The organism is Corynebacterium sp. HMSC062E11 (genome assembly GCF_001811845.1).
In the GTDB taxonomy this organism is placed as follows: domain Bacteria; phylum Actinomycetota; class Actinomycetes; order Mycobacteriales; family Mycobacteriaceae; genus Corynebacterium; species Corynebacterium hesseae.
Window position 1 is genome coordinate 36938 of sequence record NZ_KV806779.1, and the last position, 23166, is coordinate 60103.

The window sequence follows — 23166 nt, forward strand, 5'->3', positions numbered from 1 at the left end:
ATGCATCACCCAGACGAAGGATCCTTTGAGCGCATGACCAGCGGGCAGTGGTTCATGCCCGGTGTCAACGAGGAGGTCAGCGCCGAACATCGACGCGGCTTCCTGCTGGTCAAGGAGCTCAATGAGCTGCACAACACCAACCCAGAGCGCGCGAAGGAGATCTTGCGAGAGCTGCTTTCGCCCGAGTCCGAGGTTCCCGGGCTGCACGTCCCGCTCAACTTGGAGTATGGCTGCAATGTGACCATCGGAAAGGGCGTCTTCATCAACTTTGGTGCGACGATCCTGGCGCAGGCGCCTGTAACCCTCGGAAATCACGTCATGATCGGTCCGAACTGCTCGCTTATTACCGTGGGGCATCCTGTCAACGATCATGAGATGCGAGCAAACGGTTGGGAGATTGCGAAGCCTATCAGCGTCGGCGATAACACGTGGTTCGGCGCCAATGTCACTGTGTTGCCGGGCGTGACCGTGGGCAAGAACTGCGTCGTGGGAGCGGGCACGCTGGTGACTAAGGATATCCCGGATAACTCGCTGGTCTTGGGCTCACCGGGACGTGTGGTGCGCAAGCTGGAGGACAACGAAGATAGGTGGGAGCGCCAAGATCTCGATGTTTGATCTCAAGGCGATCGGCAAAGGACTCCCCGTCCTAGAGACTATTGATTCGCTTCCGTCCGCCGGTCACGTCGTCGTCCAGGCCCCGCCCGGCACGGGTAAGACCACGCTCGTTCCGCCGGCGCTGGCTAACCAAGTAGAGGGCAAGGTTCTCGTCACCGCGCCGCGCCGAGTAGCTGTGCGTGCGGCGGCAAACCGCCTTCAAGAGTTGTCAGGCCAGCGCATCGGCTATGCGGTGCGCGGTGATTCCCGCAAAGGTCAGGACGTCGAGTTTGTTACCCCCGGCGTGCTGTTGCGCCGACTGTTGCGGGATCCGGAACTCACTGGTGTTGATGCCGTAGCCATCGACGAGGTGCATGAACGCCAGCTCGATACCGATTTGGTGCTGGGCATGTGCTTGGAGTTGGCGCAGCTCCGCGATGATTTCCGGGTCATTGCCATGTCCGCGACTGTCGACGCCTCCCGCTTCTCCCAGCTCATGGGAGGGGCGCCGATCCATTCCACTGAGGCAGTGACGTACCCGCTCGACATTTCCTATGAACCGATTCCGGGACGTGCCGCGGGCGATCGGGAGTTTTGGAAAGGCGTGGCCAAGGTTGCCGCGCGGCAGCACGAGTCCACGCTGGTCTTTGTTCCCGGCGTGCGCGAGGTCAACCTGGTGTGTGATGCATTGAGCGGCCACAACGTTTTTCCGCTCCACGGCCGCCAAACCACGCAGGAGCAGGACGCGGCCCTGTATACGCGAGAACAGCGCATCGTGGTGGCGACGTCTATTGCGGAGTCCTCGCTGACCGTGCCGGGCGTGCGCACCGTCATCGATGCTGGATTGTCCCGCGTTCCCAAGCGGGATGCGCAGCGCGGGATGAGTGGGTTGGTGACAGTGTCGACGTCGAAAAGCAGCGCCGACCAACGCGCCGGACGTGCCGGGCGTGAGGCGCCGGGTACCGTCGTCCGTTGCTATTCGCAGGAGGATTACCAGCACTTTTCTCCGCACGTGATTCCAGAAATCCTTTCCGCCGACCTCACGCAGGCGGCGCTGTTCATGGACTGTTGGGGCGCGGGATCAGACTTTCCGTTACTTGATCAACCGCCGAAGGCTGCGCTTGCCGACGCCCACCGCACCCTAGATCTGCTTCATGCCACTGAAGAGTTGGCGCTTTTGCCGGTGCACCCGCGATGGGGCGCGGCACTGTTGAAGTACGGTGCGGGGGCAGCATGCACGATTGCTCGTCTGGATGATTCGGACCCGAAGCGGCTTGCCCGCTTGGTGCCCAACAACGGGCCGGTGGACCCAGGCGTGGTGGTCGCTACCGCTTTCCCAGAGTTCGTGGCTAAGCGCGTGGGTGACAAGGAGTACTTGTTAGCGAGCGGTACCCGCGCGCGGCTACTCAACGGTGAACAGGGAGCTGACTGGTTGGCGGTGGCTGAGGTGTCGTTGGCGCAATCCGGTAACGCCGTCATTCGTGAAGCAGTGGCTATCGCGGACAAGGATGCGCTCGAGATCGTCGGCGTCACGGAGGAGACGCGAGCGTTTCTCGACGGCTCCAAGGTCCGCGGCGTGCGCGTGCGTGCGGCAGGTGCCATCGTGTTGTCGGAGACGCCAGTAAAGGTCACCGGCGATGAGGCGGTGGAGGCATTGCGCAGGTCCGGACAGGGCTTAAGCTTGTTCCACTTCAGCGAGAAGGCCCAGAACCTGCGGGAACGTCTGCGGCATCTGTATCGGGCCTACGGAGAGCCCTGGCCAGATATCGACAATGCCAACCTTGAGTGGCTGGATCCGGAGCTGCATGAGTTGGCGATTGGCGGGCGCCCAGACATGTATCCGGCGCTGCAACGATTGCTGCCGTGGCCCGAAGCCAGCCGCTTGGACGAGCTCGCGCCGGAGCGTTTGCCGGTGCCGTCCGGGCGTGATGCAAAGATTGATTGGTCCGGCGAGCGCCCGGTGGTTTCCATCAAGTTGCAGGAGTGTTTTGGTTTAGCGGAGTCCCCCGAATACTGCGGCCACCGCGTGCAATTCCATCTACTGTCTCCCGCCGGGCGGCCGCTTGCTGTGACCGATGACTTGGCCAGCTTCTGGTCCGGGCCCTATGCCGGGGTGCGCGCCGACATGCGCGGGCGCTATCCCAAACACCCGTGGCCCGAGGACCCGTGGAATGCGGTGGCCACCGCAAAGACGAAGAACAGGATTTAACCCCACTGCTGCCAGGCCAGGTACACGCTCATCACCACGACGAGAGTGAGCAGCGCATAACGGATGAGCTTCGCACCGCCGCCGAGCACTGTTCGCGCGCCCAGCTGCGCACCAATGATATTTGCCGCTGCGAGAACAAGTGCTAGGCCCCATACCACGTGCCCGCCCACGATGAAGACCACGAGCGCGCCGACATTGGTGCACGTGTTGACCACCTTGGACATCGCGGCAGAGGTAAGGAAGTTCTGGGAAAAGATGGCAGTGAAGGCCATGATGAGGAACATACCGGTGCCGGGGCCAAAGATGCCGTCGTAGAAGGCAATGGCCGCCACGGCGGCTAACCCGGCCCACGTGCGCCAGCCGCCGCGGATACCGTCTCCTTCGCCACTGCCGAAGTCTGGGCGAAAGGCCACGAAGAGGCCGACTGCCACCATAAGCACGATGATGACCGGCCGCATGACGTCCTTGTCCATGAGTGCGGCTGCTGCAGCGCCGAGCCCGGAGCATAGGAGGGCGATAAGACCCATACGGATGAGCTCGCCCTTCGGCGGGCGGACTTTCCTGACGAGCGTAATGGCCGCGGACGCTGTACCAGATACCGCCGCCACCTTGTTCGTGGCCAGCGCGGTGGCGGGAGCAAGCTGGGGTGCAACCGCCAGAATGAGGGGAATAAGGACGAGGCCGCCGCCACCAATAACGGCGTCGATCCATCCGGCCACGGCAGCTCCAATAGTGAGAATCGCCCAACCACTCAATCCAAAGCCCATGACCATCATTAAACTCGATTGCATGTCTGTGCGTGCAAGGTGGGCCATCGTTGCCCCGGGATCTGTGGCTCTCGGGGCAGTATTCAGCTACCTGCACGTGCCCGCCGCCTGGATTCTGGGCGCCATCGTGGTCTCCGGCGCCATGGCACTGACGACGGGCAAGGAGCTTTCCGTCAACGATCGCTTCTATGCTGTCGCTCGCGGTTTCATCGGAATGATGGCGGGCATACCGCTGACTCTTGTGCCTGCCTCCACCCTGATTGGCTTTGTGCCGGCTGCGGTGACGATGTCCCTTATCACCGTGCTTATCGGTGTCGCCGGCGGTGTTCTGCTACACCGCTCACAGCCGAAGGATATTTCCTGGGAGACGGGCATTTTATCCATGCTGCCCGGTGGAGCCTCGCTCATGCCCGCGCTGGCTAGCGAGCTGGGTGCGGACTACCGCTACGTGGCGCTGACGCAATATCTGCGCCTTCTGGCAGTGTCGGTATCGCTCCCTTTGGTGGTTTCTTTGTTAGATGCTCCTGCGGGCGAAGGCGTCGACATGAGCGTTGACGGCGAGGTCACGTGGTGGATTGTGCTGCTGACCCTCGCTATCGCCGTGGTTGGTGAGAAGCTAGGCAAGCTCGTGCGTTTGCCTGCGGCTGCGGTGCTAGGTCCGCTTATCTTAACGGTGCTTGTCGCGCAGGTTATCCCAGCCGGCCACACCTTGGAGCCGCTCTACGTGTTCAAGATCATGGCATTCATGTCCATCGGCTGGGTCTGCGGTGGCGGGCTTTCCGTGCCGGCCTTGCGGGCCTTCGCCAAGCAGCTACCCGCGACGATCCTCTTCATTGTCGTGGTCATCGGCGTGTGTGCGCTGACCGCCCTGCCATTGACCGCATGGCTGGACATCACCTACTTTGAGGCTTACCTCGCCACCTCGCCCGGCGCGCTGGAGACGGTTCTCGCGCTGTCCGCAGAAGGAGGGGCGGGTCCCGCCGTGGTGGCCGTGCAGATTATCCGACTCATCATCGTGCTGGTCATCGCCGGCTACCTGCCGCAGATTCTGGGGCTATTCCGCAAGCGCCGCTAGTGGTACCACCCAGACCCCATCCGGACGTTGGAAAGCTGGACCGCTGGGAATCACAACTATCAGCGCTGCTGGAGGCGAAGAAAGCTTAGCGGCTACGTGCTTAAGGTGTGCTGCCGCTGCATCGACCTCGTTGTGCGAAAGTTTCGCCTCAAATCCCACCCACGAACCATCTCGAAGCTCCACTACTGCATCAATTTCTTCGCGCCCCTTCATATCCCTCAGGTGGAATACTCCGCGCGCACGCAGTGCCTGCGCATAGACGCGCAGATCGTGCACAAGTTGCGCCTCGAAGAGGATGCCTAATGTCTCTAAATCTCCAAGCAGTTTATCTGGACCCGTTCCCAACAAAGCAGCAGCCAAACCAGGATCGGCAAGCTGGCGTTTAGGCATTTGGACCATGGAAGTCTTCGACCTCGTACGCGGTGACCAAGCTGGTTGATCCTCAATAAGGAAGAGGCGAGTAGCAAAATCGTGAATGACGTTCACAGTTTCTGCGGCTGGTGTCGAGGTAGCGCTGCTGAGTTCTCCTATGCGTTTACGAATCGCTGCAGCGGTGGCCGGCTGGGCAACTAGTCCGGCATAGGCATGAAGGAAAGACTGGAAGCGGCGCGGATCGCGGCGCGGTCCGCCAAGCTCCGGGTAGTCGTGCTCGCTCATCTCCGTGAGGTAGGACTCCATCCCTTCCTGCGCGTCGAGCGGATCAAGGTCAAAGAATTCCGGAAAACCACCAGCAACGATCCAGCGGGCATAATCCGCCACGGTGGCGTCCGTCCCAGCTGTAGGATCTTGATTGCCAGCAATGATGGCGCCCAGTGATACCCGCTCAGCAGCAAGTTCTCGCTCTGCCAAACTCAACGTGCGCAATTGAATAGAACGAATACGGCCTGCGCCCGAATGCCTGATGGCATCGTCATTGGGTGTGGAGGAGCCTGTAAGGAGAAACTGTCCTTTCTCCGGTGAGTCATCAACTGCATGGCGCACTTCATTCCAGATAGCAGGGACAACCTGCCACTCATCAATAAGCCGCGGCCGCGCCCCTTGAAGCCCCAAAGCCGGTTGCATGCGCGCAAGGTTTGCTTCTGGGGAGTCACGGTCAAGTTGAATGACGGACTTTGCGAATTGGCGTGCTGTTGATGTTTTCCCACTTGCACGGGGGCCTTTGAGGAAGAGGGCTCCCGAAACACGGAGCCCTCTCTCGACTTCTGCATCAACGATTCGGGGCAGGTACATACCATGCATGTTAGCTCGACAAGTGGATAAATCACAGAGTCACTAGTGGATAAATCCAAGAGTGAGGTGTGGATAAATCCAAGAGTCTAAGAAGCGACCTGGGTTTTTAGTCCAGAATTGTCTCACGCAGGATCGACATCGGCACCGAGCCTAGGGCCAACGCCTGGGAGTGGAAGTCACGTACGTCCATCCCTTGTTCAACTGCGGCGTCGCGGGTCTGCTGCCACAGGCGCTGGCCCAAGGCATAAGACGGTGCCTGGCCCGGCCAGCCCAGGTAACGGGTGACCTCGAAGGAAAGGTTCGCGTCATCCATCGCGGTGTTCTCACGCATGAAGGTCTTGACGTGGGACTTGTCCCAGACACCAGACGCGGTGCAGTCCGGCAAGGGCTTACCCAAGTGGAGTCCGATGTCCACCACGACGCGGGCGGCGCGGAAACGTTGGGCGTCGAGAAGCCCCATGCGGAAGCCCGGATCATCCATGTAGCCCAGCTCCGCCATGAGCGCTTCCGCGTACAGGGCCCAGCCTTCGCCGTGGCCGGAGTTCCACGTCACCGCACGGCGCCAGAGGTTAAGATCCGGCTGCGTCAGCGCCGCACCAATCTGCAGGTGGTGGCCCGGCGCGCCCTCATGGTGGACGGTTGTGAGCTCCTGCCAGGTGTGGAAAAGCTCCTGACCAGCCGGCACGGACCACCACATGCGGCCGGGTCGGGAGAAGTCATCAGACGGCGAGGTGTAGAAGATGCCGCCGGTGCCTGCCGGGTCGATGCAGCACTCGATCTCTTTAGCGGCCTCCGGAATGTCGAAGGCGGTGCCATCGAGGTCCTTGATGACGCGGTCCGCAGTGGACTGCATCCACTCCACCAGCGCGTCGGTGCCGTGGAGCTGGTAGCGCTCCTCCTCGTTGAGCTTGCGCATCGCGGCGCGGACCGTCACGTCGGAGCCATAGAGCTCGTGGGCGATTTTTTCTTGCTCCGCCTTGATGGAGCGCACCTGGTCCAGGCCCCACTCATAGGCTTCGTCGAGGTCCACGGTGTCACCGACGAAAAGCTTGGAAAAGCGCTCGTAGCGCTCGCGTCCCACCGCGTCCTGGGATGGGGCCTGCGGCTGCAGCTCGTTGGAGAGCCAATCGGCGAATTCACCGAAGGCTTCCTTGGCGGCGTCCACCTCGGGGCCCTCGACGCCGAGATCCTCGAGCATGGAGCCGGCGTCGGCAAGCCGCTCACTCTGCACGAATACTTCCGAGATCTGGCGTTGGGGCGCCACCATGCCACGCGACGCCGCCTCGGTGAGGGACTCCTTGTAGCCGCTGAGGGATGCCGGCACCTTCGACAGGCGCGAACGCAATGCATCAAGCTGTTCCGGAGTGTCCTTCGGCATGAGCATCAGGGTGTCGCGGATGGTCTGCACCGGCGAGGCAATGTTGTTAAGACAACGGATGTCCTCACCAGCATGGTGCAGGTCAAGATCCAGGCAGAGACGGTCGCGCAGGACGGCGGCGGTGACGTAGTCCACCTCGTCGAAATCGTCGTCATCGTCGGATTCGTCGGTGGTGTCATCGAGCGCATCGAGATCCGCCATCATCTCACGGGTGCGATCCGCCACGGAGGAGTAGTACTCCGGGGAGAAATCCTCCAGCTCCCCATCGAAGCCGGGGATTCCCCACGCGGTGGCATCGGTGGGCGTGAGCTGCGCGAGGTCGTGGACGAAGTTATCGCACGACGCGTCCAGCAGCGAAGGCTGGCGCTCTGCGTTCTGGTCAAAACTCATAAGGGCGAAGTCTAACGAAGCTCCGGGGGTTTGGGCCAACCTGGTGCCGCCTTATTTACCAGGTTGTTAGCTAATTGTTGCTCCACTTGCTACCCGGGCTCACCCAGGATGCGAATTCGTTCAGCACTTCAGCTGGATCGGCATTGACCACGAGCGCATCGAGGAAGCGTTTTTGAACAAACCCCTCCTGCACCATTGCGGAGTACATTTTTGTAAACGGCTGCCAGTAGCCGTTCACGTCTACGAGTCCCACCGGGCCATCGATGTTCCCCAACTGCTGCAAGGTGAGGACCTCGGTGAGCTCCTCCAAGGTCCCCACGCCACCCGGCAGGCACACGAAGGCATCGGCGAGCTCCTCCATGCGCGTCTTGCGCTGGGCCATGGTGTCGACCACCTCGAGCTGGGTTACCCGCTGGTGGGAAAGCTCGTAATCGACGAGCTGGCGCGGGATTACTCCAATGACGGTTCCGCCGGCCGCAAGGCAGGAGTCCGCAACGATACCCATCAGGCCTACGTCACCACCGCCATAGACCAGGGTGAGGTTTCGGCGCGCGAGCTCCTCCCCCAAATGGTGCGCGGCGTGGCTATAGGCCTCAGAGTTTCCGGCGGCGGAGCCGCAGTACACAGCAACAGAATCCATGGGTATCACTCTATCGCAGGCGCATTTCTAGACCATGATGTCTACTGAATCCTAATTTCTATTAGACAATGCGGTCTGGTGAATTTATACTTGACGCCATGATTAAATCCGGTCCCGTGTTCACGCGCCCCCGCACCCCAGCGGCGAAGTGCCTCCACATCATTCGACTCAACCCCGTTGTCACCCGCAGTGAGCTTGTCGAAGCCACGGGACTCTCCCAGCCCACAATCACCCGCGCCACCGCCGCGCTTTTGGGTGCTGGACTGATCCGCCAACGCACGGATTTGACGCAGTCCCGCGGTCGCGGGCGCCCCACAGTGCCCCTGGAGGTAGCGGATAATGACTGGATGCTGGCCGGCATTGCCGTCGGTACCGCCTTTACCCACATCGCCTTCTTTGACACGCAGGGACGCACGCTCCGCGAGGAAGACGTGGCTACACCGGTTTCTCGCCTGAGCGCGAGTGACGTCATCGAGCACATCATCGCTGGCGTTAATCGCCTCATGGCCGGCCTGGATCGCCGCTTGGTGTCAGTCGGCGTGACCACCTCCGGCAGCGTCAACGAGGCCGGGCGCATCACCGCCCACAACCTGGGGTGGGACGAAATGGACATCGCCAGCCGCCTGGAGTATCAGTTCGGCGTTCCAGTAGTTGTGTCTTCCGTCATCCCGGCGATCCTCGGCTCAGAGACGCAGTCGACGGAGATGGGAGCGGAGAAGCCCGTCATGGTGCTCTACGCGGATGACTCCGTTGGTACTGCGCTCACAGTTGGCGATGAGATCGTGCAGCTCAACATCGATGACCCTGACTCTCTCGCTACGCAGGCGGTGCTCGATGTGACAGGTGAGGAGTCTTTCCCAGACGTGGTTGCGAACGCTGACGATGAGACGCGAGCGCTTCTCGACGACCGCGCACGCTCCCTCGGCGCCACCGCCGCTGAGCTTTTGGCTGAGTACAAACCTGACACCCTCGTGGTAGCCGGCGGAGCCTTCTCAGATGATCCGGCAGCGCCGAAGCTCTTTGCTTCCGCTGTACGCCAGGCCACCGACCACCCGGTGGAGCTGCGCATGATTCCCTCGCACACCGAGATTGTTCGCGCCTGCACCCGCGCTGTGGCGCTGGACCCGCTGCTGCGCGTGCCGCTCGATCTCGGCCGCGAGGCCAAAGCTGCCTAAAAGGGGATTGAAGTAATTCCCGTAAAAAGGTGGGCTTTGAGCCCAAGGTGCTGGGCGCCGGCGACGAAGTCCGGCCGATCGTCGAAGAAGTGGGTGTCCTTGGCCTGGGCCCCGAGGGCATCCACGGCCACGAGGTAGGCTTCCGGATCCGGCTTGGCCACCCCTATATCGCAGCTCAGCGTCACGGCGGCGCATTCTTCCAGCCAGGGCTGCGTCTGGCGGATCCTGGTTCCCAATGCCGCCGGCACATTCGCCAGGATGCCAACACTATGGCCCTGGCCAATAAACCCTAGGACCGCACGAACCATTTCTTCGTCGGCTACCAGCAGGTGCTCGGTGTCCAATTCGATGGCGTGGCTGACATCAAAAGGAGCAAGACCGGCCAGCGCGCGAATGCGGCCCCAATATTGCGCATCGCTCAGGTGCCCAGCGTCATATGCAGGGCGAAACTCCTCATAAAGAGACCAAAAGTGCTCTACATTGTCGGGACGGAGGTAATCCTCCAGCTCAGCGTTCCCGGCGGGCGTAGCTGACCGCATGAGCACGCCGTAGAGGTCGAAGAGCAAAGTGGCCATGCGCCCAGTGTAGCCAGACCGCAAGAGCGCCAGTCAGCGTGCCCGCTACGAAAAGCGGAAGCGATAGTGTGCCATGTGCCAACAGCGTCGAGGTTGCCCCCACGAGGAATAGCCCGCCCACGCTAAACAGGGAGCGGCTCAGCGCCGTCGCCGCCGCGGCGGCGCACAATAAGAGGGCAAGCCCGGCAAACGGGCCGAGCATCACCGCGAGGGCGAAGAAAAAGGTTCCCAGAGCCATGTTGGTTGCCGCCAGCCACATGCCACCGACCAATGCAATCGCTAGCCCGGCAAGGGCACCGCAGATGAGCATGAGGCGCGTTGTAGTCATAAAAAAATTCTCCCACCAACCGCAGGGGGCCGTGGGAGAATCCGCGCAAACTATATGGCTTCGTTACCGTTGCGCCAGCGAGCCATCGACGCGCAGCAGGCCAGAACCGTCATTGCCCACCAGCTTGAGCTGGTCAATGATCTCAGACACGGAGGACTCTTCCTCAACCTGCTCCTCGAGGAACCAGTTGATGAGACCACGGGAATCCAGGTCCCCAGCCGCATCTGCGGTGCGGGCGATCTCTCGGATCTGCTCCGAGACCTTCTGCTCATGCGCGAGGGATGCCTCAAAAGCATCGAGCGGGGTGGCGGCCTTGACGGAGCCGACCTGGATATCCTCCAGCTCGACGCGGTAGCCGCGGTCCAACAGGTGCTCGGCGAACTTCTGTGCGTGCTCGCGCTCTTCCTCTGCCTGCTTGAAGAACCAATCGCGCATGCCTGGGAAGGACAGGTTGTCCATCTCGTAGGCCAGCTGAGTGTAAATCAGGGCTGCGCCGTGCTCATTATTGACCTGGGCGTTGAGGAGCGTTTGCAGTTTCTCATCCATAAGAGTTATTCCTTTCGTGTGTTGTTCCCACAATACAGAAAAAAATCGGGCGCGCTAGCAAGGTGATCTTAAGCAAACTCGCACGTCATAACACTTTTTCTGGTAGGTTTACCTAACCCAAATCTGAGATCCGCTGGTAACGCGCGAGGCTAACACCATCAAGGCCCCGGAATTCCACCGCTATTCCACGGCTTGCGTACTTGCTTTCCACAGCCTGGAGCACCGCCACGGTTGAGGCATCCCAAATATCGGCCTCTGAGAAATCCACGATGACCTTCTCCACCGGCAGGGTGTAATCGAAGGCGTAGACCAGATCGTTCGAGGAGGCGAAGAAGAGCTGGCCGCGCACAGTGTAGACGTTGCCCTCTAGCTCCACCGACACGAGGTGGGCGACGCGGCGTGCAAAGGCCACCGAGGCAGTGAGCACACCGAGGATCACACCGACCGCCAGGTTATTCGTGGCCAAGGTGCCAATCACCGTCACCAGCATGACGAGGGTTTCGCTCAGAGGCATGCGGTGAATCGTGCGCACCGAGCGCCAATCCACGGTGTGGAAGGACACCATAAACATGACCGCCACAAGAGCAGCCATGGGGATTTTCCCTACGGTGTCCCCCAACACGAGGATGAGGATAAGGAGGAAGACGCCGGCGAGGAACGTCGACAAGCGCGTGCGTGCCTGCGATTCCTTGACGTTAATCATGGTCTGGCCAATCATCGCGCACACGCCCATGCCGCCGATGGCAGCGGCGAGCATGTTGCCGATGCCCTGGCCCACGGATTCGCGCGTTTTATCGGAGTGGGTATCCGTGAGGTCGTCGACAAGCTTGGCGGTGAGCAGGGATTCCATGAGTCCGACGAGTGCCACGCCCAATGCATAAGGCAGGCAGAGGAGGAAGGTCTCGCGGCTAAACGGCACGTCTGGAATGACGAAACCGGGCAGGGAGGTCGGCAGCTCGCCCTGATCCGCGACGTCGGGAACCTCCCAGCCGAAAATCACAGTCAACATGGTGACAACCACAATCGCCACGAGGGGCGCGGGGATCACCGTGGTGATTCGCGGCCACACCACCATGATGACGAGGCCCAGAGCAACGAGAGGATAGACCAGCCACGGCACCTGCCACAGGTGACCCAGCTGCGCGGTGAACATGAGGATGCCCAGCGCGTTGACGAAACCCAGCATGACGCTGCGGGGGATGAAACGCATGAGCTTGGCGACGCCCAGCATTGCCATCACTACTTGCAGGATGCCCGCCATCCAGATGGTCAGGAGCACGTACTGCAGGCCATGCTCGTGGGCCAGGGGTGCGATGACCACGGCGACAGAGCCCGCCGCGGCGGAGATCATGGCTGGGCGCCCGCCAGTGATGGCGATGGACATCGCCATGATGACGGAGGCGAAGAGCCCCACCTTGGGGTCGAGCCCGGCGAGGATGGAGAAACTTAAGACTTCAGGGATGAGGGCCAGCGCAACAGCAAGCCCGCCAAACATCTCCTTGCGGAAGCGGGCGGGCGAGCTGAAGGCCGCGCGGAAAGAACCGGCGGAACGGTCAGACATTAGTGGCCGTCTTTGAAGGAACCATCGCGGGTGATGACCGGCAGGACCGACCAGGCAAAGTTGATCCACTGGTCGGTCTTCTTCCACGAGAAGTCCGGCTCAAAAATGGTGGTCGGCTTGGTGTAGATGACGGCGGACTTGACCTCGGAGGCGGTCTGCTCGAGCAGGTTGACCACGAGGTCGAGGGTCTTGCCGGAATCCGCTACGTCATCGACGACGAGGACCTTCTTGTCCTTGAGCGAATCCGTATCCAGCTGCGGGTTAAGGAGAATCGGCTCCGGCAGGGTCTCACCGATATCGGTGTAGAACTCCACATTGATAGCGCCCATTTCTTTGACGCCGATAGCATAACCAATAGCGCCTGCAGGGATCAGGCCTCCGCGGGCCACGCCCACGATGAGATCCGGGAACCAGCCCGAATCCACGATTTGTTGCGAAAGGTAGCGGCTGGCCTCACCGAAGACCTCCCACGTCAGGTTCTCGCGTTCCGGGTTCCACCACTCCGGGGTGCTCATCGTCTAGGTCTCCTTCGCCAGATTGTGCATTTCCCTCAGTCTAATCATCTACCTCAGCGGAACGGAACCTCTGCCACCGTTCGGCGCAGTTTGCGGGTGCGCAGCCGCTCCGGATTCTCCGCCAACGCCTCCACCGCGCGCACCGCACACATGACGTGGGCTTCCTTCGAGTTCGAGTAAAAGGCCTGCGCTTGGGCAGGAAGCTTGGGCACGGCGTGCAAAGGCAGATCGGACACCGACAGCAGAGTGCCATACGGGATGCGGTAGCGGTAGCCGTTGGCAGCGAGGGTGCAGGATTCCATGTCCACGGCCACCGCGGTGGAGTGGCGCAGCCATTCCCACAAGTCCCGGGAGGTGCGCCACTCCCAGTTGCGGTCATCGGTGGAGAGCACCGTGCCGGTGCGCATGAGCGAATTGTCTTTCCCGTATACCTCTTCGACGGCGGCCTCCAGCATGCGCTGGATTTCTGGAATGGCGGGAATCGGGTTGCTGGTGGTGACGGTGCCATCGAGGATGTGGTCCTCGCGCTGGTAGGCGTTGCCCAGGATGAGGTCGCCGATGCGCATGCGGCCATCGAGCCCTGCGCAGTGGCCGATCATGATCCAGGCCTCCGGGCGCAGCACCGCCAGGCAATCTGTGATGGTCTTGGCGTTAGAGGGGCCCACGCCAATGTTGATCATGGTGATGCCATCTCCGCCGGCGGTGATGAGATCAAAACGGGGCATCTGGTAGCGGGAGGTGAGGGTGAGCTCGTCGACGTCGAGAAGCACCGCGTCATTGGAGTGGATGGTCTCCCCCGTGGGCAGCACGAGCGCGGTGTAGCGTGAATCCTCACGTGAGAGTTCGCGCAGGCCGAACTTGACGAACTCGGTGGTGTGCATGGCGTAGTTGGTGAACAGGATGTACTTCTGCACGGTGTCCACCTCGATGCCGGTGTAGTGCTCGATGCGAGCACAGGCGATGTCGAAGCGCTGCGGGCCGAAGTGGAACAGCGGCTTTTCTTTCCCGTGAAAGGCCTTCCACGCGCCGTCAACGATCCCGTCATGAACCGCATCGAGGGTGGGCCGGGGTATATCGCCGCGGTCCTGGGGAATTTCTGTAATCCCCCGGATATATTCCGGCGGGATGCGCTCATCCGATTGACCGACGTAGATATCGCAGGGGTAGTTATTGGTGAGCCGCGTGAGCTGCTCCGTGAGGTAACTACGAATCAGCCATGGTTTTGATATCACTGCCGAGTAGCGGCCCTCTTGGTCCACGTAGCCGAAGGGCTCAGAGCGGTCGATGGGTGTCCATTGGCGGATATCCACGGTGATCTTCGGGTAGACCACGTGGCGGTAGGCGTCGTGGTCCCCCGAGGCGAGAGCGTGACGTGCCAGCTCGCAAGAACTGTCATAGAGCTCGCTGAGGCGGGAAATCGCTTCATTGACGGAGTGGACATGCTGCAGGTCGGTCATGCTCGCGAGTGTATCCATGAAAGAAGCCCGCCGCGGTGAGGCGGCGGGCTCTATCCCCATGACTAATCCGGTAACGCGTGCGGTGTGGAGCTCACCGCCCGGCCCGTATTAGGCAAGCCTTAGCTTAGTAAAAAAGTTGGAGGGGCGTCAAGGGTAAACTGCAATCCCATGACCACACTCCCCCTCGGTGCCCGCAGGCGGACGCGAGGCGTGTGCGAAGACGACTGGTCCGCGCGCCCCACCGCCGAACGACCCTGGCCGGTTATTTTGATCCACGGAACCTGCGACAGCAAAGGCGTCTGGCAAGTCCTCGCAGACATGCTCCGCGCCGCTGGCTGGGCCACCTTCGCCCCTGACTACGGGACCCGCGCCACCGCTCCCCTGCAGGAATCCGCCCGGCAGCTCGACGCCTACATCAACGCCGTCCTTGCCGTCACCGGCGCGGAAAAGGTGATCCTCGTGGGGCATTCCCAGGGCGGATTGCTGGCTCGCTATTGGATGCGCATGCACGATAGCGCGGGGTTTGTACGGCACGTCGTCTGCATCAGTGCGCCCAACCACGGAACGACCCAGGGCGGAATTGCCAGCCCCCTCTTCCGTGGCGAGCGCCAGGAGGAGGTCGTGCGCACGCTTATCGACGGCTGGTTTGGCCCCGCCGGCATGCAGCAAGTAGTCGGCAGCGAGGTCGTGGAGGCAACGAACCGCGACAGTGAGGTCGAACCCGGTGTGAGCTATACGTGCATCGCCACGCGCTCCGATGCCGTCGTGGTTCCACCCAACACCTGCTTCCTCAACGGCCAGCAGGTACGAAATATCTATATTCAGGACATCGAGCGCCGCGCGATAATCCGCCACGAAGACATGCCCTTGGACAAGCGGGTATGCCACGTGGTGCTCGAAGAACTGGAGCAGCTTTAGAGTTCTAGCTCATCCAGGATCGCGTCGAAAGCCGGGCCCACCTGGGTGCGCCACAGGGTGTCGACGCGATCGTCGGCGCGTCCCGGCCCTCCATTGATGGTGGCCACGCGCTTGCCTTGTTTCTTGGCCTCTAGGACGAACCGAAAGCCGCTCATGACCGCCAACGAAGAACCGGCAACGAGCACCGAGTCCGCCGCGTTGACCATCGCATAGGCGGCGTCCTTTTTGTAGGTAGGCACTGGCTCACCGAAATAGACTACGTCTGGCTTCAGGCGCTGCGAGCCGCACTGCACGCAGCCGGGCATGACGAATTCTTCCACTGCTTCCTCGCTGAGGGCGACGTCGCCGTCGGGGTTCACGTCCGCTTTGTTGACTGCCCAGCGTTGGAGGAATTCCGGGTTGGCTGTGGCCGCGCGGGCGTCGTAGTCCGCGCGTGCTTCTTCGTACCCGCAGCTCAAGCACACGACGTGCTGCATATCCCCATGCAGGGCGATGAGGTTGCGCTGCCCAGCTTCCTCGTGCAGGCCATCAACGTTCTGCGTGACAACGCCCGTGAGAAGCCCGGCGCGCTCGAGCTCGACCAAAGCGTAGTGCGTGCGGTTGGGGTGTGCGGCCTGCATGACCCGCCAGCCCACAAAGGCGCGGGCCCAGTAGCGGTGGGAGGCCTGCGGGTCGTGCAGGAACTCCTGGTAGGTCATGGGGCGGTGCCGGCTGAGGGAGCCGTTCGGGCCGCGGTAATCCGGCACGCCTGATTCTGTAGATACACCTGCTCCCGTGAGGACCATGACGTTGCCGCGGCGTAGTTGCTCGGCGACGGCGTTCAACGCTTGTTGTGGAGGCGTCGGGGTCGCAATCTCTGAGACGACGCGGGAAATCGAGCGCAGCGCAGACCGATGGGCGTGGGCAACAGCGGGATCCATGGTGCCCCAGCTTACGGAAGTACCTCCTCATAGAGATAGTCCGAGTCGAGCTCGCCATGGCGCGAGCAGCGCGCGTTCCAGCCGTCCGGGCGCACCTGCACCACCATGCGGCGCCCGCACAGCTGGCAATAGCGCGGGACGTCCAGGCCGGCCGCGGCTGCCGGGTGCAGGGTGAATTCCTCGCTTAGTGGTTTCCCAGTGTTGGGGTGGAACAGCGGCTCCTCGCCGGCGAGTACGGCAGCGGCCAGCTCCGTCGAGCTGTTCATTAGAGCGCCTTGATGGGCAGGTCGATGCGGCCGAGCATGTCGACGTCCTTCTCGATCTGCTTGCCCAGCGTGGTCAGGTAGTTTCCGGCGATGATGGCGTTGATGCCGCCGAGGAGGCCCTTTTCGGTGCCGTCGTCACCGAGGGAGAGCTCGCGGCCGCCTGCAAAACGGAGGGTCACGGACGGCATGGCCAGGCGGAATGCGGCCACGGCGCGCAGCGCCTCACCGAGCGGGACCAGCGGGTAATCCGCGAACGGGGTGCCCGGGCGGGGATCAAGGAAGTTCATCGGCACCTCGCAGGGCTCGATCTGGGCCAGCTGGTAAGCGAATTCGGCGCGGTCTTCTAGTGATTCGCCCATTCCGATGATGCCGCCGGAGCAGACTTCCATGCCGACTGCACGGACATTCTCGAGGGTCTCTTTGCGCTCCTCCCAGGTATGCGTGGTGACCACGTTGGGGAAGAAGGACTTGGAGGTCTCCAGGTTGTGGTTATAGCGCTGGGCGCCCATGTCCTTGAGGCGCTGCGCTTGCTCGCGGGTCAGGGTTCCGAGCGAGAGGGAGATTTCGATATCGACTTCATCCAGGATGGCCGGAATGGCCTCGGCAACCTGGGACAGGAGGTTCTCATCTGGGGCTTTCACAGCTGCCACGATGCAGAACTCCGTCGCACCCGTCTTGGCCGTCTTCTTGGCGGCCTCCACCAGCTCCGGAATGTTGAGACGCGCGGCGCGTACGGGAGAATCAAACAGGCCCGACTGTGAGCAGAAGTGGCAATCCTCCGGGCAGCCGCCGGTCTTAATGGAGATGATGCCTTCCACGGACACGTCCGGACCACACCACTTGAGGCGGGTCTTGTGGGCGATGTCCGCGATCTCTTCCAGCTGCTCATCCGGGATCTGGAGAACCTGCAGGAGTTCTTCTTCGTTGAGGCCGATGCCCTGCTCCAGGGCCTTCTCGCGTGCGATGTCTACGATGCTCATGCGGGAAACATTACTTGAACACCGTTCAAGTTGTGGTAAATCTGCCGGTTTCATGTAGTCCGGGCTACCTTTAGGCCATGGATTCCACGCTCTACGACGACACCCTCGCACTGCTTCAGCAGCTCATTCGCAATGCCTGCGTCAATGACCTCACTCCGGATTCCGGCCACGAGGTCCGCAATGCCGACACGTTGGAGCGGTTTTTCGCAGGCACCCCGGTGGAGATTCAACGCTATGAATCGCACCCGGGCCGCGTCACCATCGTGGTGACCGTTCCGGGTGACCCGGACAAGGAGCCGCTCACGCTCATGGGCCACACCGACGTCGTGCCCGTCGACGAGCCCAAGTGGACCAAGCCACCTTTCGACGCCGTCATCGAAGATGGCAAGCTCTACGGCCGCGGCGCGGTGGACATGCTCTTTATTACGGCGACGATGGCGGCGGTGACTCGCGATGTCGCTCAGCGCGGCAACCCCGGCGGCACCCTGGCCTTTGTCGGCATGGCCGACGAGGAGGCCCGCGGCGGCTTGGGCTCCATCTGGATGGATAAGCACCACCCGGAGGCCTACTCGGTGCGCAACTGCCTCTCGGAAACCGGCGGCAGCCACCTGCCCGGCGCGCTCGGCTTCAACGTCGGTGAGAAGGGCGCGGGCCAGCGCCGTCTGCACGTGCACGGCGATGCCGGCCATGGCTCCACGCCGTTTGGGAAGGACTTTGCCATCGTCAAAATCGGTGAGGTTGCTCGCCGCATCGCCGCCGCCGAGCCACCCGTGGCCACGGATGAGGTGTGGCAGGGATTCGTCAAGACCTTCCGCTTCGACCCCGCAACGGAGGCAGCGCTTCTCGACGGCTCCGCTACCGCGGCCGACTATGAAAAGTTCGGTAGTTTGTCCGCCTACGCTCACGCCTTCTCGCACACGACAATTGCCCAAACTGTCCTGCGCGCGGGTGGCGCCATCAACGTGCTGCCTTCCCACGCCTACCTGGAGATGGATATCCGCCCCTTCCCTGGCCAGACCCAGGAGGAGCTCGACGAGTTCCTGCGTGAGGCCCTCGGCGATATGGCCGACGAAGTAGAGATCGAGCACCTTATTACGGAGGACGCCACACAGTCCTCCACCGATACTGAACTGTGGCGCTGCATCGAGGAGACCGCCCACGAATTTTTTCCGGATAAGGAGGTGCTGCCGGTGCTGGCGACGGGTGGTTCCGACCTGCGCGTGGCGCGTCGCCGCGGCGGCAACGCCTATGGCTTCGCGCTGCATGCGGAGGATCGGGATATGGCCAGCGCAAACTCGCAGCTGCACAGCCACGACGAACACCTCTACCTGGAAGACTTGGATTTGACTGTGAAGGCGTATTTTTCGCTGGTAAATCGTTTCTTAGGAAGCGAGCACTAACGCAAACGTGTAAAAGCTGTGGCACAATGTGGCGCATGAGAAATAAGCTTGTCCTCTGCTCCGTTGCTGCTGCCATCGGCCTGTCCGCCCCTACCGCATCCGCCGACATGGTGGATGACTACCTGGCCAAGGTCCCTGCCGGCCAGATTTCCTGTGAGCAGGCCACCAAGTACTACACCAATCCGTCTGACTACAACAGCAAGAAGTCCCAGGCGCTGGCTGCTGCCAACTTCCACCCGCGTGGTCCCGAGATCCGCGACGCCGTCGCCCGCGCCGACGAGGCCATCGCTCGCTGCGGCCTGAACGGTGGCGGCGGCAACACTGCTCCTGCTCAGAACACTGCACCAGCTAACAACACTGTCCCTGCCAACAACGGTGGTGGTGCCCCGGCAAATAACGGCAATAACGCCCCATCGAACAACGCTTTTCCGACCTTCCCGGTGACCATCGGCAACTTCACCTTCAACGTCCCGGACATTCTGGCGTACCTGAAGACCCTCGTCGAGGGCACCCCGCTGGCCCCGCTTTTGCCGTAGAAGACTAGCGGAAATACGTCCCCGCGTGCAGCGCACAGCCTGGATTGAAGGCGTGCCCGCACGCGGGGCATTTATATGCCGAATATTCGGCGTAGGTCATTGCTTGGCCGCAGGCCCCGCACATGACGCAGAGCTGGTCTTTCGGCATGGGTCCGAATTCATGGTCGGTCAGCTCCGCGTGACAAAGCGAACACGCGAACCATCCGCCGCAGGTGTGGCACTTGTTCGCAATGACGTCGACAAGCGTGTGCCAGTGACGGCACCGGCCCTCCGCGTCGATGGCCCCTTGGATTTGTGTCACTAGCGCGTGAGCCCCCACAGAATCTGCTCGTGCACGCGCGGGTCATGGGGTAGATTTCCATGTTCGACTGGGGCCGATTCCACATTGACCACGTCCGCGCCCGGAACAGCGCTGAGCTCAGAGGTCTGATTCGGTGTCACCGTATTGTCCGCCGGCGAGTAGATGGACGTATAAGTGACACCAGGCGCGGTATCCGGAAGCTGGTTGAGATTCTCCATAAAATCCGAGCCCTCCAACTGCTCGATGCCAGCGCTGGTGCCGAGGAAATCAACCACATCGGGCGCGATCTTTGCGGCCGTCTTGAGGGGCGTTGCCCGCCCGCCCCACGTCGTCCCGTGGAAGTTCGCACCGATGGTGACCACGCGGTTCACTTCATCCGCTGAGCCGTAGAGTTGTGTGAAGGTCTTGGTGTGCAGGCCGCCCTGGGAGAAACCGACGAGGTTTACTTTGTTTGCTCCGGTGACCTCACGGATGTGTTCAATATGCCCGGCGATCTCGCGCCCGGAAGAATCTAGATCCGCAATCCCCTTCATGTAGTCGTAGGCATTTTGGTACGCAATGTCCTCGGCGCCATAGTCGAAGGCCCACACGCACATCCCTTGGTCCTTGAGCTTCGGGATGAGATCGTTCCACTCGGCCGAGTTTGCCGAAGTACCGTGCAATAAAACAACGGGTTCAGTGACGGAACCCGTGGGCTTACAGTCAGGATCATTGATGCCGAGATCCTGCGCGGCGGAGGTCTCCATGGTCTGGGCATGAGCCGGAACGGGGGCGGCAGTGCCGAGGAGGATTGCAAGGAAAGCGCGCTGTAAAAAGCCGTTTTTCATGAGGCACTAGCTTATCCCCAGAGTCTGGCCAGCTACTGTGTGATTCCTGTGCGCAACTAGGGTACCCGTCACTACCATAGAGGTAGATAAACAAAGGACCTGAAATGAAGCGACTTCTCTGTCTTGCCGCTGCGCTCTTTGTGCTCAGCGGCTGTTCCTCTCTCGACGTTGAATCCACCCCTGCGAGTGAGACGTCGTCAAGCACCAGCGTTACTGAAGACGCCCCACACCCCACCCTTCCCACTGCCGAGGAAAGCGCCGAAGATATCGGCGTGGATCAACCGCAAGAAGAAGTCATCGGCTTCACCGAGGCGCCCGGTGCGGCGCAACCTACTCCGATGGAGAAAACCATCGAGTCCTGCGGTGATGTCTCGCTACACGAAACCGGAACGACATTCTTCAGCGATGGAACCTCTGGCTGGACACAGCAGTGTGCCGACGAAATGATGGCCGCAAATCCCCCAGTGCAAGAAGCTGCCGCTGTGTATGAAGCACCCGCCGTTGAAGAGAACTACGTTCACCCCGGCGCGTATTGCAACGGCGGAAGCGGGGTATCAAAGAGAGGTGTCCCGATGACGTGCGCCCCGGCATCGGACGGCAGGATGCGCTGGCAGAGCGCGTAACCTCATTCCGGCAGTTGCGGGCCTTTACCCCTCTTCCACAACGCAAAGGCGATGCCTCTGCGGATCAGTGCTGAAAGCCCTACGGGCAGGCAGCACAGGAGGGGCAAAGCAATGAGCATCTGGCCGATCCAGCCGAAGAGACCAAGAACTCCGATAACGACAAAAACGGCATCCAGGCGGAAATCTGTAATGTCCTTCCGCTGCATGGGCAGGGAAACAAGGTAGGCAATTCCCAGAAACACGAGTGCGGGAAGAACCACAAAGACCGCAAGAAGGCCGCTCTCAGCATCAGTTCCTTGCGTATCAACGAAAAAGACGGCCACCAGCAGCCCAACAAATACGAACTCCACAAATGGTAACCGCAGCATAGGGAAATCTATAAGCCGCGGTGGCTGGGCGGAAGCGGGGCCGAACATACCGACAGTGTAGGTAAAACCTTTCCCCGTCGTCTTTACCGAAGTACTTAAGCCCTACGGAGCGTGAACTCAACAACGTCGACTTCGTCATCCCCAGCTAATCCGGGATAGTGAGTATCAAGCGCTTCGTGGAGCTCAGCAAGAGAACCAAAGCCATCCCTTCGGGCTTATTCCTCCGTCAAGGACCTCCGCTGGGTAGAGACGACAGATGTGACCTCTGCGGGAATGGTGACAACCTCTCCGGATTCTTTCTCGAAGACAATCTGGGCGCTTCCTTCGTGGAAGGGGTCATCCACCCGAATTGTTTGTTGCTTTTCTCCGCTTCGAATTGATTCCTCGTAGCCTTCCCACATATAGATGCGTTGCTCTTTGTCCATGTCACGCCAGTTATATACGAACGGTAAGAGCTCTTCCACGGTGAGTGCTTCAAGCCCATTGCTTCCGCGCACGATGCACCGGATAGACGGATCAGTATCAAATAGCACTTGGCGGCATTTTCCACAGGGCGAAAGCACCTGGCCAGTCGGGCCGTGGACGGCGACTACCGCTCGGATAGGATCCTCGGGATGACTAGCAGCGTGGTTAGCTAAGGCCGAGATTTCACCACAGGGGCCACCGAGAAAATGGTATGCGTTCAAACCGAGCACGTGTTTGCCGGATTCAGTCAGGAGGGCTGCGGCTACGGTGTGATCTTCCCCGTCGTGGAAGCGCTGCGCATGGGTCGTGGCTACGGTCAGTAATTCTCGGAGTTCATTAGTAATCATCCTTCAAAGGTAGCTGTTACTGCCACAACTCCTCAGGCCCGGGCCTCTCAAACCTGTCAAGGGCGTTCACGGTAAATAAGGGCGAAAAACTTCGATTCTCTGCCCGCTACAATTCCCCGAAGTTACCAATAACCCCGGCGATTTACTCCTACTCTCGTAGTGCAGGGATCGTTCCAGGGTTTTCGAAATACAAACTAGCATATCCATATGGAAATCCAAGCCCAGTCCTAGTACCGCTGTCCCAGTGGTTTTCATCTGCGCGAATGAGCAGGTACGCCGATCATCCATCACCAGAAACGCTCTACCTTTGGAATACTCACCTCACGAAAACCTATCTTGCTGACATCGAACACCTGGAAGTACTCCTCCGAAATAGCATTCACAATGCCCTAACCGGAAGGTATGGCGAGCGATGGTTTGACGACGATCGAATACCTTTCAACGATGCAGCAAAGAAGAATATCCGCAAAGCAAAGAACCGGGCCGGGAAAAAGGATGCACCACTGGGAAAAATCATCGCTGAACTCAGCTTCGACTTTTGGCGCTTCCTCCTAAGCAGTCACTATCAGGCGAGCGTCTGGCCTCAGGTTAAGAAGGCGTTGAAGAAAACCCCTGGCAGCAGACAGCAGTTTGAAGATCTTGACTCCGTTGATAACGCCATCCAAATGGTGGCAAGCTTTATTGATCCTCATGCCGAAGCATGGATCAAGGACAATTCCCGAGTCCCCGATATACGGGCACAACGACCTTAGCTGTATACCGCAGGACAAAGCGG

Annotated in this window: 26 protein-coding genes; 9 read left to right on the forward strand and 17 right to left on the reverse strand. The window is 60.9% G+C overall.

Translation table 11 applies throughout. From position 1 onward, the window contains the following. Positions 1 to 615, forward strand: a complete 615-nt coding sequence (locus tag HMPREF2822_RS02200; RefSeq protein ID WP_232755543.1) for a sugar O-acetyltransferase — start codon at positions 1 to 3, stop codon at positions 613 to 615. Beyond that, a complete protein-coding gene (locus HMPREF2822_RS02205; RefSeq protein ID WP_070520329.1) occupies positions 608 to 2803 on the forward strand; it encodes an ATP-dependent RNA helicase in 2196 nt (731 codons plus the stop codon). Before HMPREF2822_RS02200 ends, HMPREF2822_RS02205 begins: the two co-directional genes overlap by 8 nt. Here the strand turns inward: HMPREF2822_RS02205 and HMPREF2822_RS02210 are convergent. After that, positions 2800 to 3576, reverse strand: coding sequence for a TSUP family transporter (locus tag HMPREF2822_RS02210; protein ID WP_369815739.1), 777 nt, complete (start codon positions 3574 to 3576; stop codon positions 2800 to 2802). The two genes, HMPREF2822_RS02205 and HMPREF2822_RS02210, sit on opposite strands and share 4 nt — an antisense overlap. Before the next feature lie 16 nt (positions 3577 to 3592). On the opposite strand from HMPREF2822_RS02210, the gene HMPREF2822_RS02215 reads away from it, so the two are divergent. Beyond that, a complete protein-coding gene (locus HMPREF2822_RS02215) occupies positions 3593 to 4645 on the forward strand; it encodes an AbrB family transcriptional regulator (protein ID WP_369815737.1) in 1053 nt (350 codons plus the stop codon). Here HMPREF2822_RS02215 and HMPREF2822_RS02220 read toward each other — a convergent pair. The 3 genes from HMPREF2822_RS02220 to HMPREF2822_RS02230 all read right to left on the reverse strand — a co-directional run bounded on the left by HMPREF2822_RS02220 (position 4625) and on the right by HMPREF2822_RS02230 (position 8283). Further along, a complete protein-coding gene (locus HMPREF2822_RS02220) occupies positions 4625 to 5884 on the reverse strand; it encodes an ATP-binding protein (RefSeq protein WP_070520339.1) in 1260 nt (419 codons plus the stop codon). The two genes, HMPREF2822_RS02215 and HMPREF2822_RS02220, sit on opposite strands and share 21 nt — an antisense overlap. A gap of 97 nt (positions 5885 to 5981) precedes the next feature. Continuing rightward, positions 5982 to 7643 carry a DUF885 domain-containing protein gene (locus tag HMPREF2822_RS02225; RefSeq protein ID WP_070520342.1) on the reverse strand — a complete coding sequence of 554 codons (1662 nt, stop codon included), beginning with the start codon at positions 7641 to 7643 and terminating at the stop codon, positions 5982 to 5984. 70 nt (positions 7644 to 7713) lie between these two features. Beyond that, on the reverse strand, positions 7714 to 8283 hold the full coding sequence (locus tag HMPREF2822_RS02230; protein ID WP_070520345.1) for an LOG family protein: 570 nt from the start codon (positions 8281 to 8283) through the stop codon (positions 7714 to 7716). A gap of 98 nt (positions 8284 to 8381) precedes the next feature. Here HMPREF2822_RS02230 and HMPREF2822_RS02235 point away from each other — a divergent pair, with 98 nt between their 5' ends. Then, the gene (locus tag HMPREF2822_RS02235; RefSeq protein WP_070520347.1) at positions 8382 to 9458 is read left to right on the forward strand and encodes an ROK family protein; all 1077 of its coding nucleotides are present in this window, start codon (positions 8382 to 8384) and stop codon (positions 9456 to 9458) included. Here the strand turns inward: HMPREF2822_RS02235 and HMPREF2822_RS02240 are convergent. The 6 genes from HMPREF2822_RS02240 to amn all read right to left on the reverse strand — a co-directional run bounded on the left by HMPREF2822_RS02240 (position 9455) and on the right by amn (position 14440). Continuing rightward, positions 9455 to 10033 carry an HAD-IA family hydrolase gene (locus tag HMPREF2822_RS02240; RefSeq protein ID WP_070520350.1) on the reverse strand — a complete coding sequence of 193 codons (579 nt, stop codon included), beginning with the start codon at positions 10031 to 10033 and terminating at the stop codon, positions 9455 to 9457. The genes HMPREF2822_RS02235 and HMPREF2822_RS02240 overlap by 4 nt on opposite strands. Then, a complete protein-coding gene (locus HMPREF2822_RS02245) occupies positions 9966 to 10361 on the reverse strand; it encodes a hypothetical protein (RefSeq protein WP_070520352.1) in 396 nt (131 codons plus the stop codon). The genes HMPREF2822_RS02240 and HMPREF2822_RS02245 overlap by 68 nt, the downstream gene beginning before the upstream one ends. A 63-nt stretch (positions 10362 to 10424) precedes the next feature. Next, complete coding sequence (locus HMPREF2822_RS02250) at positions 10425 to 10907, reverse strand: ferritin (protein ID WP_070520355.1); 483 nt, start codon at positions 10905 to 10907, stop codon at positions 10425 to 10427. 112 nt (positions 10908 to 11019) lie between these two features. After that, positions 11020 to 12468, reverse strand: coding sequence for a SulP family inorganic anion transporter (locus HMPREF2822_RS02255; RefSeq protein ID WP_070520358.1), 1449 nt, complete (start codon positions 12466 to 12468; stop codon positions 11020 to 11022). After that, positions 12468 to 12983, reverse strand: a complete 516-nt coding sequence (locus HMPREF2822_RS02260; protein ID WP_070520361.1) for a phosphoribosyltransferase — start codon at positions 12981 to 12983, stop codon at positions 12468 to 12470. The genes HMPREF2822_RS02255 and HMPREF2822_RS02260 overlap by 1 nt, the downstream gene beginning before the upstream one ends. 53 nt (positions 12984 to 13036) lie before the next feature. Beyond that, positions 13037 to 14440, reverse strand: a complete 1404-nt coding sequence (gene amn, locus HMPREF2822_RS02265) for an AMP nucleosidase (protein WP_070520364.1) — start codon at positions 14438 to 14440, stop codon at positions 13037 to 13039. 168 nt (positions 14441 to 14608) lie between these two features. On the opposite strand from amn, the gene HMPREF2822_RS02270 reads away from it, so the two are divergent. Further along, entirely contained in the window at positions 14609 to 15358 is a 750-nt protein-coding gene (locus HMPREF2822_RS02270; RefSeq protein WP_070520367.1) for an esterase/lipase family protein, read from the forward strand. Here the strand turns inward: HMPREF2822_RS02270 and HMPREF2822_RS02275 are convergent. Genes HMPREF2822_RS02275 through bioB form a run of 3 tightly spaced genes read right to left on the reverse strand, consistent with a single transcriptional unit; the run spans position 15355 to position 17524 of the window. Beyond that, positions 15355 to 16278, reverse strand: coding sequence for a Sir2 family NAD-dependent protein deacetylase (locus tag HMPREF2822_RS02275; protein ID WP_070520370.1), 924 nt, complete (start codon positions 16276 to 16278; stop codon positions 15355 to 15357). The two genes, HMPREF2822_RS02270 and HMPREF2822_RS02275, sit on opposite strands and share 4 nt — an antisense overlap. A gap of 11 nt (positions 16279 to 16289) precedes the next feature. Next, positions 16290 to 16544 (reverse strand): biotin synthase auxiliary protein BsaP, encoded by a 255-nt coding sequence (locus HMPREF2822_RS02280; protein ID WP_070520374.1) that lies wholly within the window; start codon positions 16542 to 16544, stop codon positions 16290 to 16292. After that, on the reverse strand, positions 16544 to 17524 hold the full coding sequence (gene bioB / locus HMPREF2822_RS02285; RefSeq protein WP_070520377.1) for a biotin synthase BioB: 981 nt from the start codon (positions 17522 to 17524) through the stop codon (positions 16544 to 16546). The genes HMPREF2822_RS02280 and bioB overlap by 1 nt, the downstream gene beginning before the upstream one ends. Before the next feature lie 77 nt (positions 17525 to 17601). Between bioB and HMPREF2822_RS02290 the strand changes: the two genes are divergently transcribed. Together HMPREF2822_RS02290 and HMPREF2822_RS02295 are read left to right on the forward strand one after the other, a co-directional pair. Next, the gene (locus HMPREF2822_RS02290; RefSeq protein ID WP_070520381.1) at positions 17602 to 18924 is read left to right on the forward strand and encodes a M20/M25/M40 family metallo-hydrolase; all 1323 of its coding nucleotides are present in this window, start codon (positions 17602 to 17604) and stop codon (positions 18922 to 18924) included. Positions 18925 to 18959: 35 nt separating this feature from the next. Further along, positions 18960 to 19460, forward strand: a complete 501-nt coding sequence (locus HMPREF2822_RS02295; protein WP_369815738.1) for a hypothetical protein — start codon at positions 18960 to 18962, stop codon at positions 19458 to 19460. 4 nt (positions 19461 to 19464) lie between these two features. Here HMPREF2822_RS02295 and HMPREF2822_RS12875 read toward each other — a convergent pair whose 3' ends face one another. Further along, positions 19465 to 19761 carry a CHY zinc finger protein gene (locus HMPREF2822_RS12875; RefSeq protein ID WP_083306797.1) on the reverse strand — a complete coding sequence of 99 codons (297 nt, stop codon included), beginning with the start codon at positions 19759 to 19761 and terminating at the stop codon, positions 19465 to 19467. Then, a complete protein-coding gene (locus tag HMPREF2822_RS02300) occupies positions 19761 to 20588 on the reverse strand; it encodes an esterase/lipase family protein (RefSeq protein ID WP_070520387.1) in 828 nt (275 codons plus the stop codon). The genes HMPREF2822_RS12875 and HMPREF2822_RS02300 overlap by 1 nt, the downstream gene beginning before the upstream one ends. A gap of 104 nt (positions 20589 to 20692) precedes the next feature. Here HMPREF2822_RS02300 and HMPREF2822_RS02305 point away from each other — a divergent pair, with 104 nt between their 5' ends. Continuing rightward, positions 20693 to 21211 carry a hypothetical protein gene (locus HMPREF2822_RS02305; RefSeq protein WP_070520390.1) on the forward strand — a complete coding sequence of 173 codons (519 nt, stop codon included), beginning with the start codon at positions 20693 to 20695 and terminating at the stop codon, positions 21209 to 21211. A gap of 2 nt (positions 21212 to 21213) precedes the next feature. On the opposite strand, the gene HMPREF2822_RS02310 is transcribed toward HMPREF2822_RS02305, so the two are convergent. Next, positions 21214 to 21627: a hypothetical protein gene (locus tag HMPREF2822_RS02310; protein WP_070520393.1), complete on the reverse strand. Its 414-nt coding sequence runs from the start codon at positions 21625 to 21627 to the stop codon at positions 21214 to 21216. 167 nt (positions 21628 to 21794) lie between these two features. Further along, on the reverse strand, positions 21795 to 22391 hold the full coding sequence (locus HMPREF2822_RS02315; protein WP_232755544.1) for an ASCH domain-containing protein: 597 nt from the start codon (positions 22389 to 22391) through the stop codon (positions 21795 to 21797). Between the two features lie 263 nt (positions 22392 to 22654). Between HMPREF2822_RS02315 and HMPREF2822_RS02320 the strand changes: the two genes are divergently transcribed. Continuing rightward, a complete protein-coding gene (locus HMPREF2822_RS02320; RefSeq protein ID WP_049156652.1) occupies positions 22655 to 23143 on the forward strand; it encodes a hypothetical protein in 489 nt (162 codons plus the stop codon). Positions 23144 to 23166: the final 23 nt, after the last annotated feature.

Bases quoted from the DNA above. Each gene is read 5' to 3' on its own strand.
- HMPREF2822_RS02200 (WP_232755543.1), top strand. From the start codon at position 1: ATGCATCACCCAGACGAAGGATCCTTTGAGCGCATGACCAGCGGGCAG.
- HMPREF2822_RS02220 (WP_070520339.1), bottom strand. From the start codon at position 5,884: ATGCATGGTATGTACCTGCCCCGAATCGTTGATGCAGAAGTCGAGAGA.
- HMPREF2822_RS02215 (WP_369815737.1), top strand. From the start codon at position 3,593: ATGTCTGTGCGTGCAAGGTGGGCCATCGTTGCCCCGGGATCTGTGGCT.
- HMPREF2822_RS02225 (WP_070520342.1), bottom strand. From the start codon at position 7,643: ATGAGTTTTGACCAGAACGCAGAGCGCCAGCCTTCGCTGCTGGACGCG.
- HMPREF2822_RS02255 (WP_070520358.1), bottom strand. From the start codon at position 12,468: ATGTCTGACCGTTCCGCCGGTTCTTTCCGCGCGGCCTTCAGCTCGCCC.
- HMPREF2822_RS02275 (WP_070520370.1), bottom strand. From the start codon at position 16,278: ATGGATCCCGCTGTTGCCCACGCCCATCGGTCTGCGCTGCGCTCGATT.
- HMPREF2822_RS02300 (WP_070520387.1), bottom strand. From the start codon at position 20,588: ATGAAAAACGGCTTTTTACAGCGCGCTTTCCTTGCAATCCTCCTCGGC.
- HMPREF2822_RS02240 (WP_070520350.1), bottom strand. From the start codon at position 10,033: ATGGCCACTTTGCTCTTCGACCTCTACGGCGTGCTCATGCGGTCAGCT.
- HMPREF2822_RS02245 (WP_070520352.1), bottom strand. From the start codon at position 10,361: ATGACTACAACGCGCCTCATGCTCATCTGCGGTGCCCTTGCCGGGCTA.
- HMPREF2822_RS02235 (WP_070520347.1), top strand. From the start codon at position 8,382: ATGATTAAATCCGGTCCCGTGTTCACGCGCCCCCGCACCCCAGCGGCG.
- HMPREF2822_RS02210 (WP_369815739.1), bottom strand. From the start codon at position 3,576: ATGGTCATGGGCTTTGGATTGAGTGGTTGGGCGATTCTCACTATTGGA.
- HMPREF2822_RS02305 (WP_070520390.1), top strand. From the start codon at position 20,693: ATGAAGCGACTTCTCTGTCTTGCCGCTGCGCTCTTTGTGCTCAGCGGC.
- HMPREF2822_RS02320 (WP_049156652.1), top strand. From the start codon at position 22,655: ATGAGCAGGTACGCCGATCATCCATCACCAGAAACGCTCTACCTTTGG.
- HMPREF2822_RS02230 (WP_070520345.1), bottom strand. From the start codon at position 8,283: ATGGATTCTGTTGCTGTGTACTGCGGCTCCGCCGCCGGAAACTCTGAG.
- bioB (WP_070520377.1), bottom strand. From the start codon at position 17,524: ATGAGCATCGTAGACATCGCACGCGAGAAGGCCCTGGAGCAGGGCATC.
- HMPREF2822_RS02315 (WP_232755544.1), bottom strand. From the start codon at position 22,391: ATGATTACTAATGAACTCCGAGAATTACTGACCGTAGCCACGACCCAT.
- HMPREF2822_RS02260 (WP_070520361.1), bottom strand. From the start codon at position 12,983: ATGAGCACCCCGGAGTGGTGGAACCCGGAACGCGAGAACCTGACGTGG.
- HMPREF2822_RS02290 (WP_070520381.1), top strand. From the start codon at position 17,602: ATGGATTCCACGCTCTACGACGACACCCTCGCACTGCTTCAGCAGCTC.
- HMPREF2822_RS02270 (WP_070520367.1), top strand. From the start codon at position 14,609: ATGACCACACTCCCCCTCGGTGCCCGCAGGCGGACGCGAGGCGTGTGC.
- amn (WP_070520364.1), bottom strand. From the start codon at position 14,440: ATGACCGACCTGCAGCATGTCCACTCCGTCAATGAAGCGATTTCCCGC.
- HMPREF2822_RS02205 (WP_070520329.1), top strand. From the start codon at position 608: ATGTTTGATCTCAAGGCGATCGGCAAAGGACTCCCCGTCCTAGAGACT.
- HMPREF2822_RS02295 (WP_369815738.1), top strand. From the start codon at position 18,960: ATGAGAAATAAGCTTGTCCTCTGCTCCGTTGCTGCTGCCATCGGCCTG.
- HMPREF2822_RS02280 (WP_070520374.1), bottom strand. From the start codon at position 16,544: ATGAACAGCTCGACGGAGCTGGCCGCTGCCGTACTCGCCGGCGAGGAG.
- HMPREF2822_RS02310 (WP_070520393.1), bottom strand. From the start codon at position 21,627: ATGTTCGGCCCCGCTTCCGCCCAGCCACCGCGGCTTATAGATTTCCCT.
- HMPREF2822_RS02250 (WP_070520355.1), bottom strand. From the start codon at position 10,907: ATGGATGAGAAACTGCAAACGCTCCTCAACGCCCAGGTCAATAATGAG.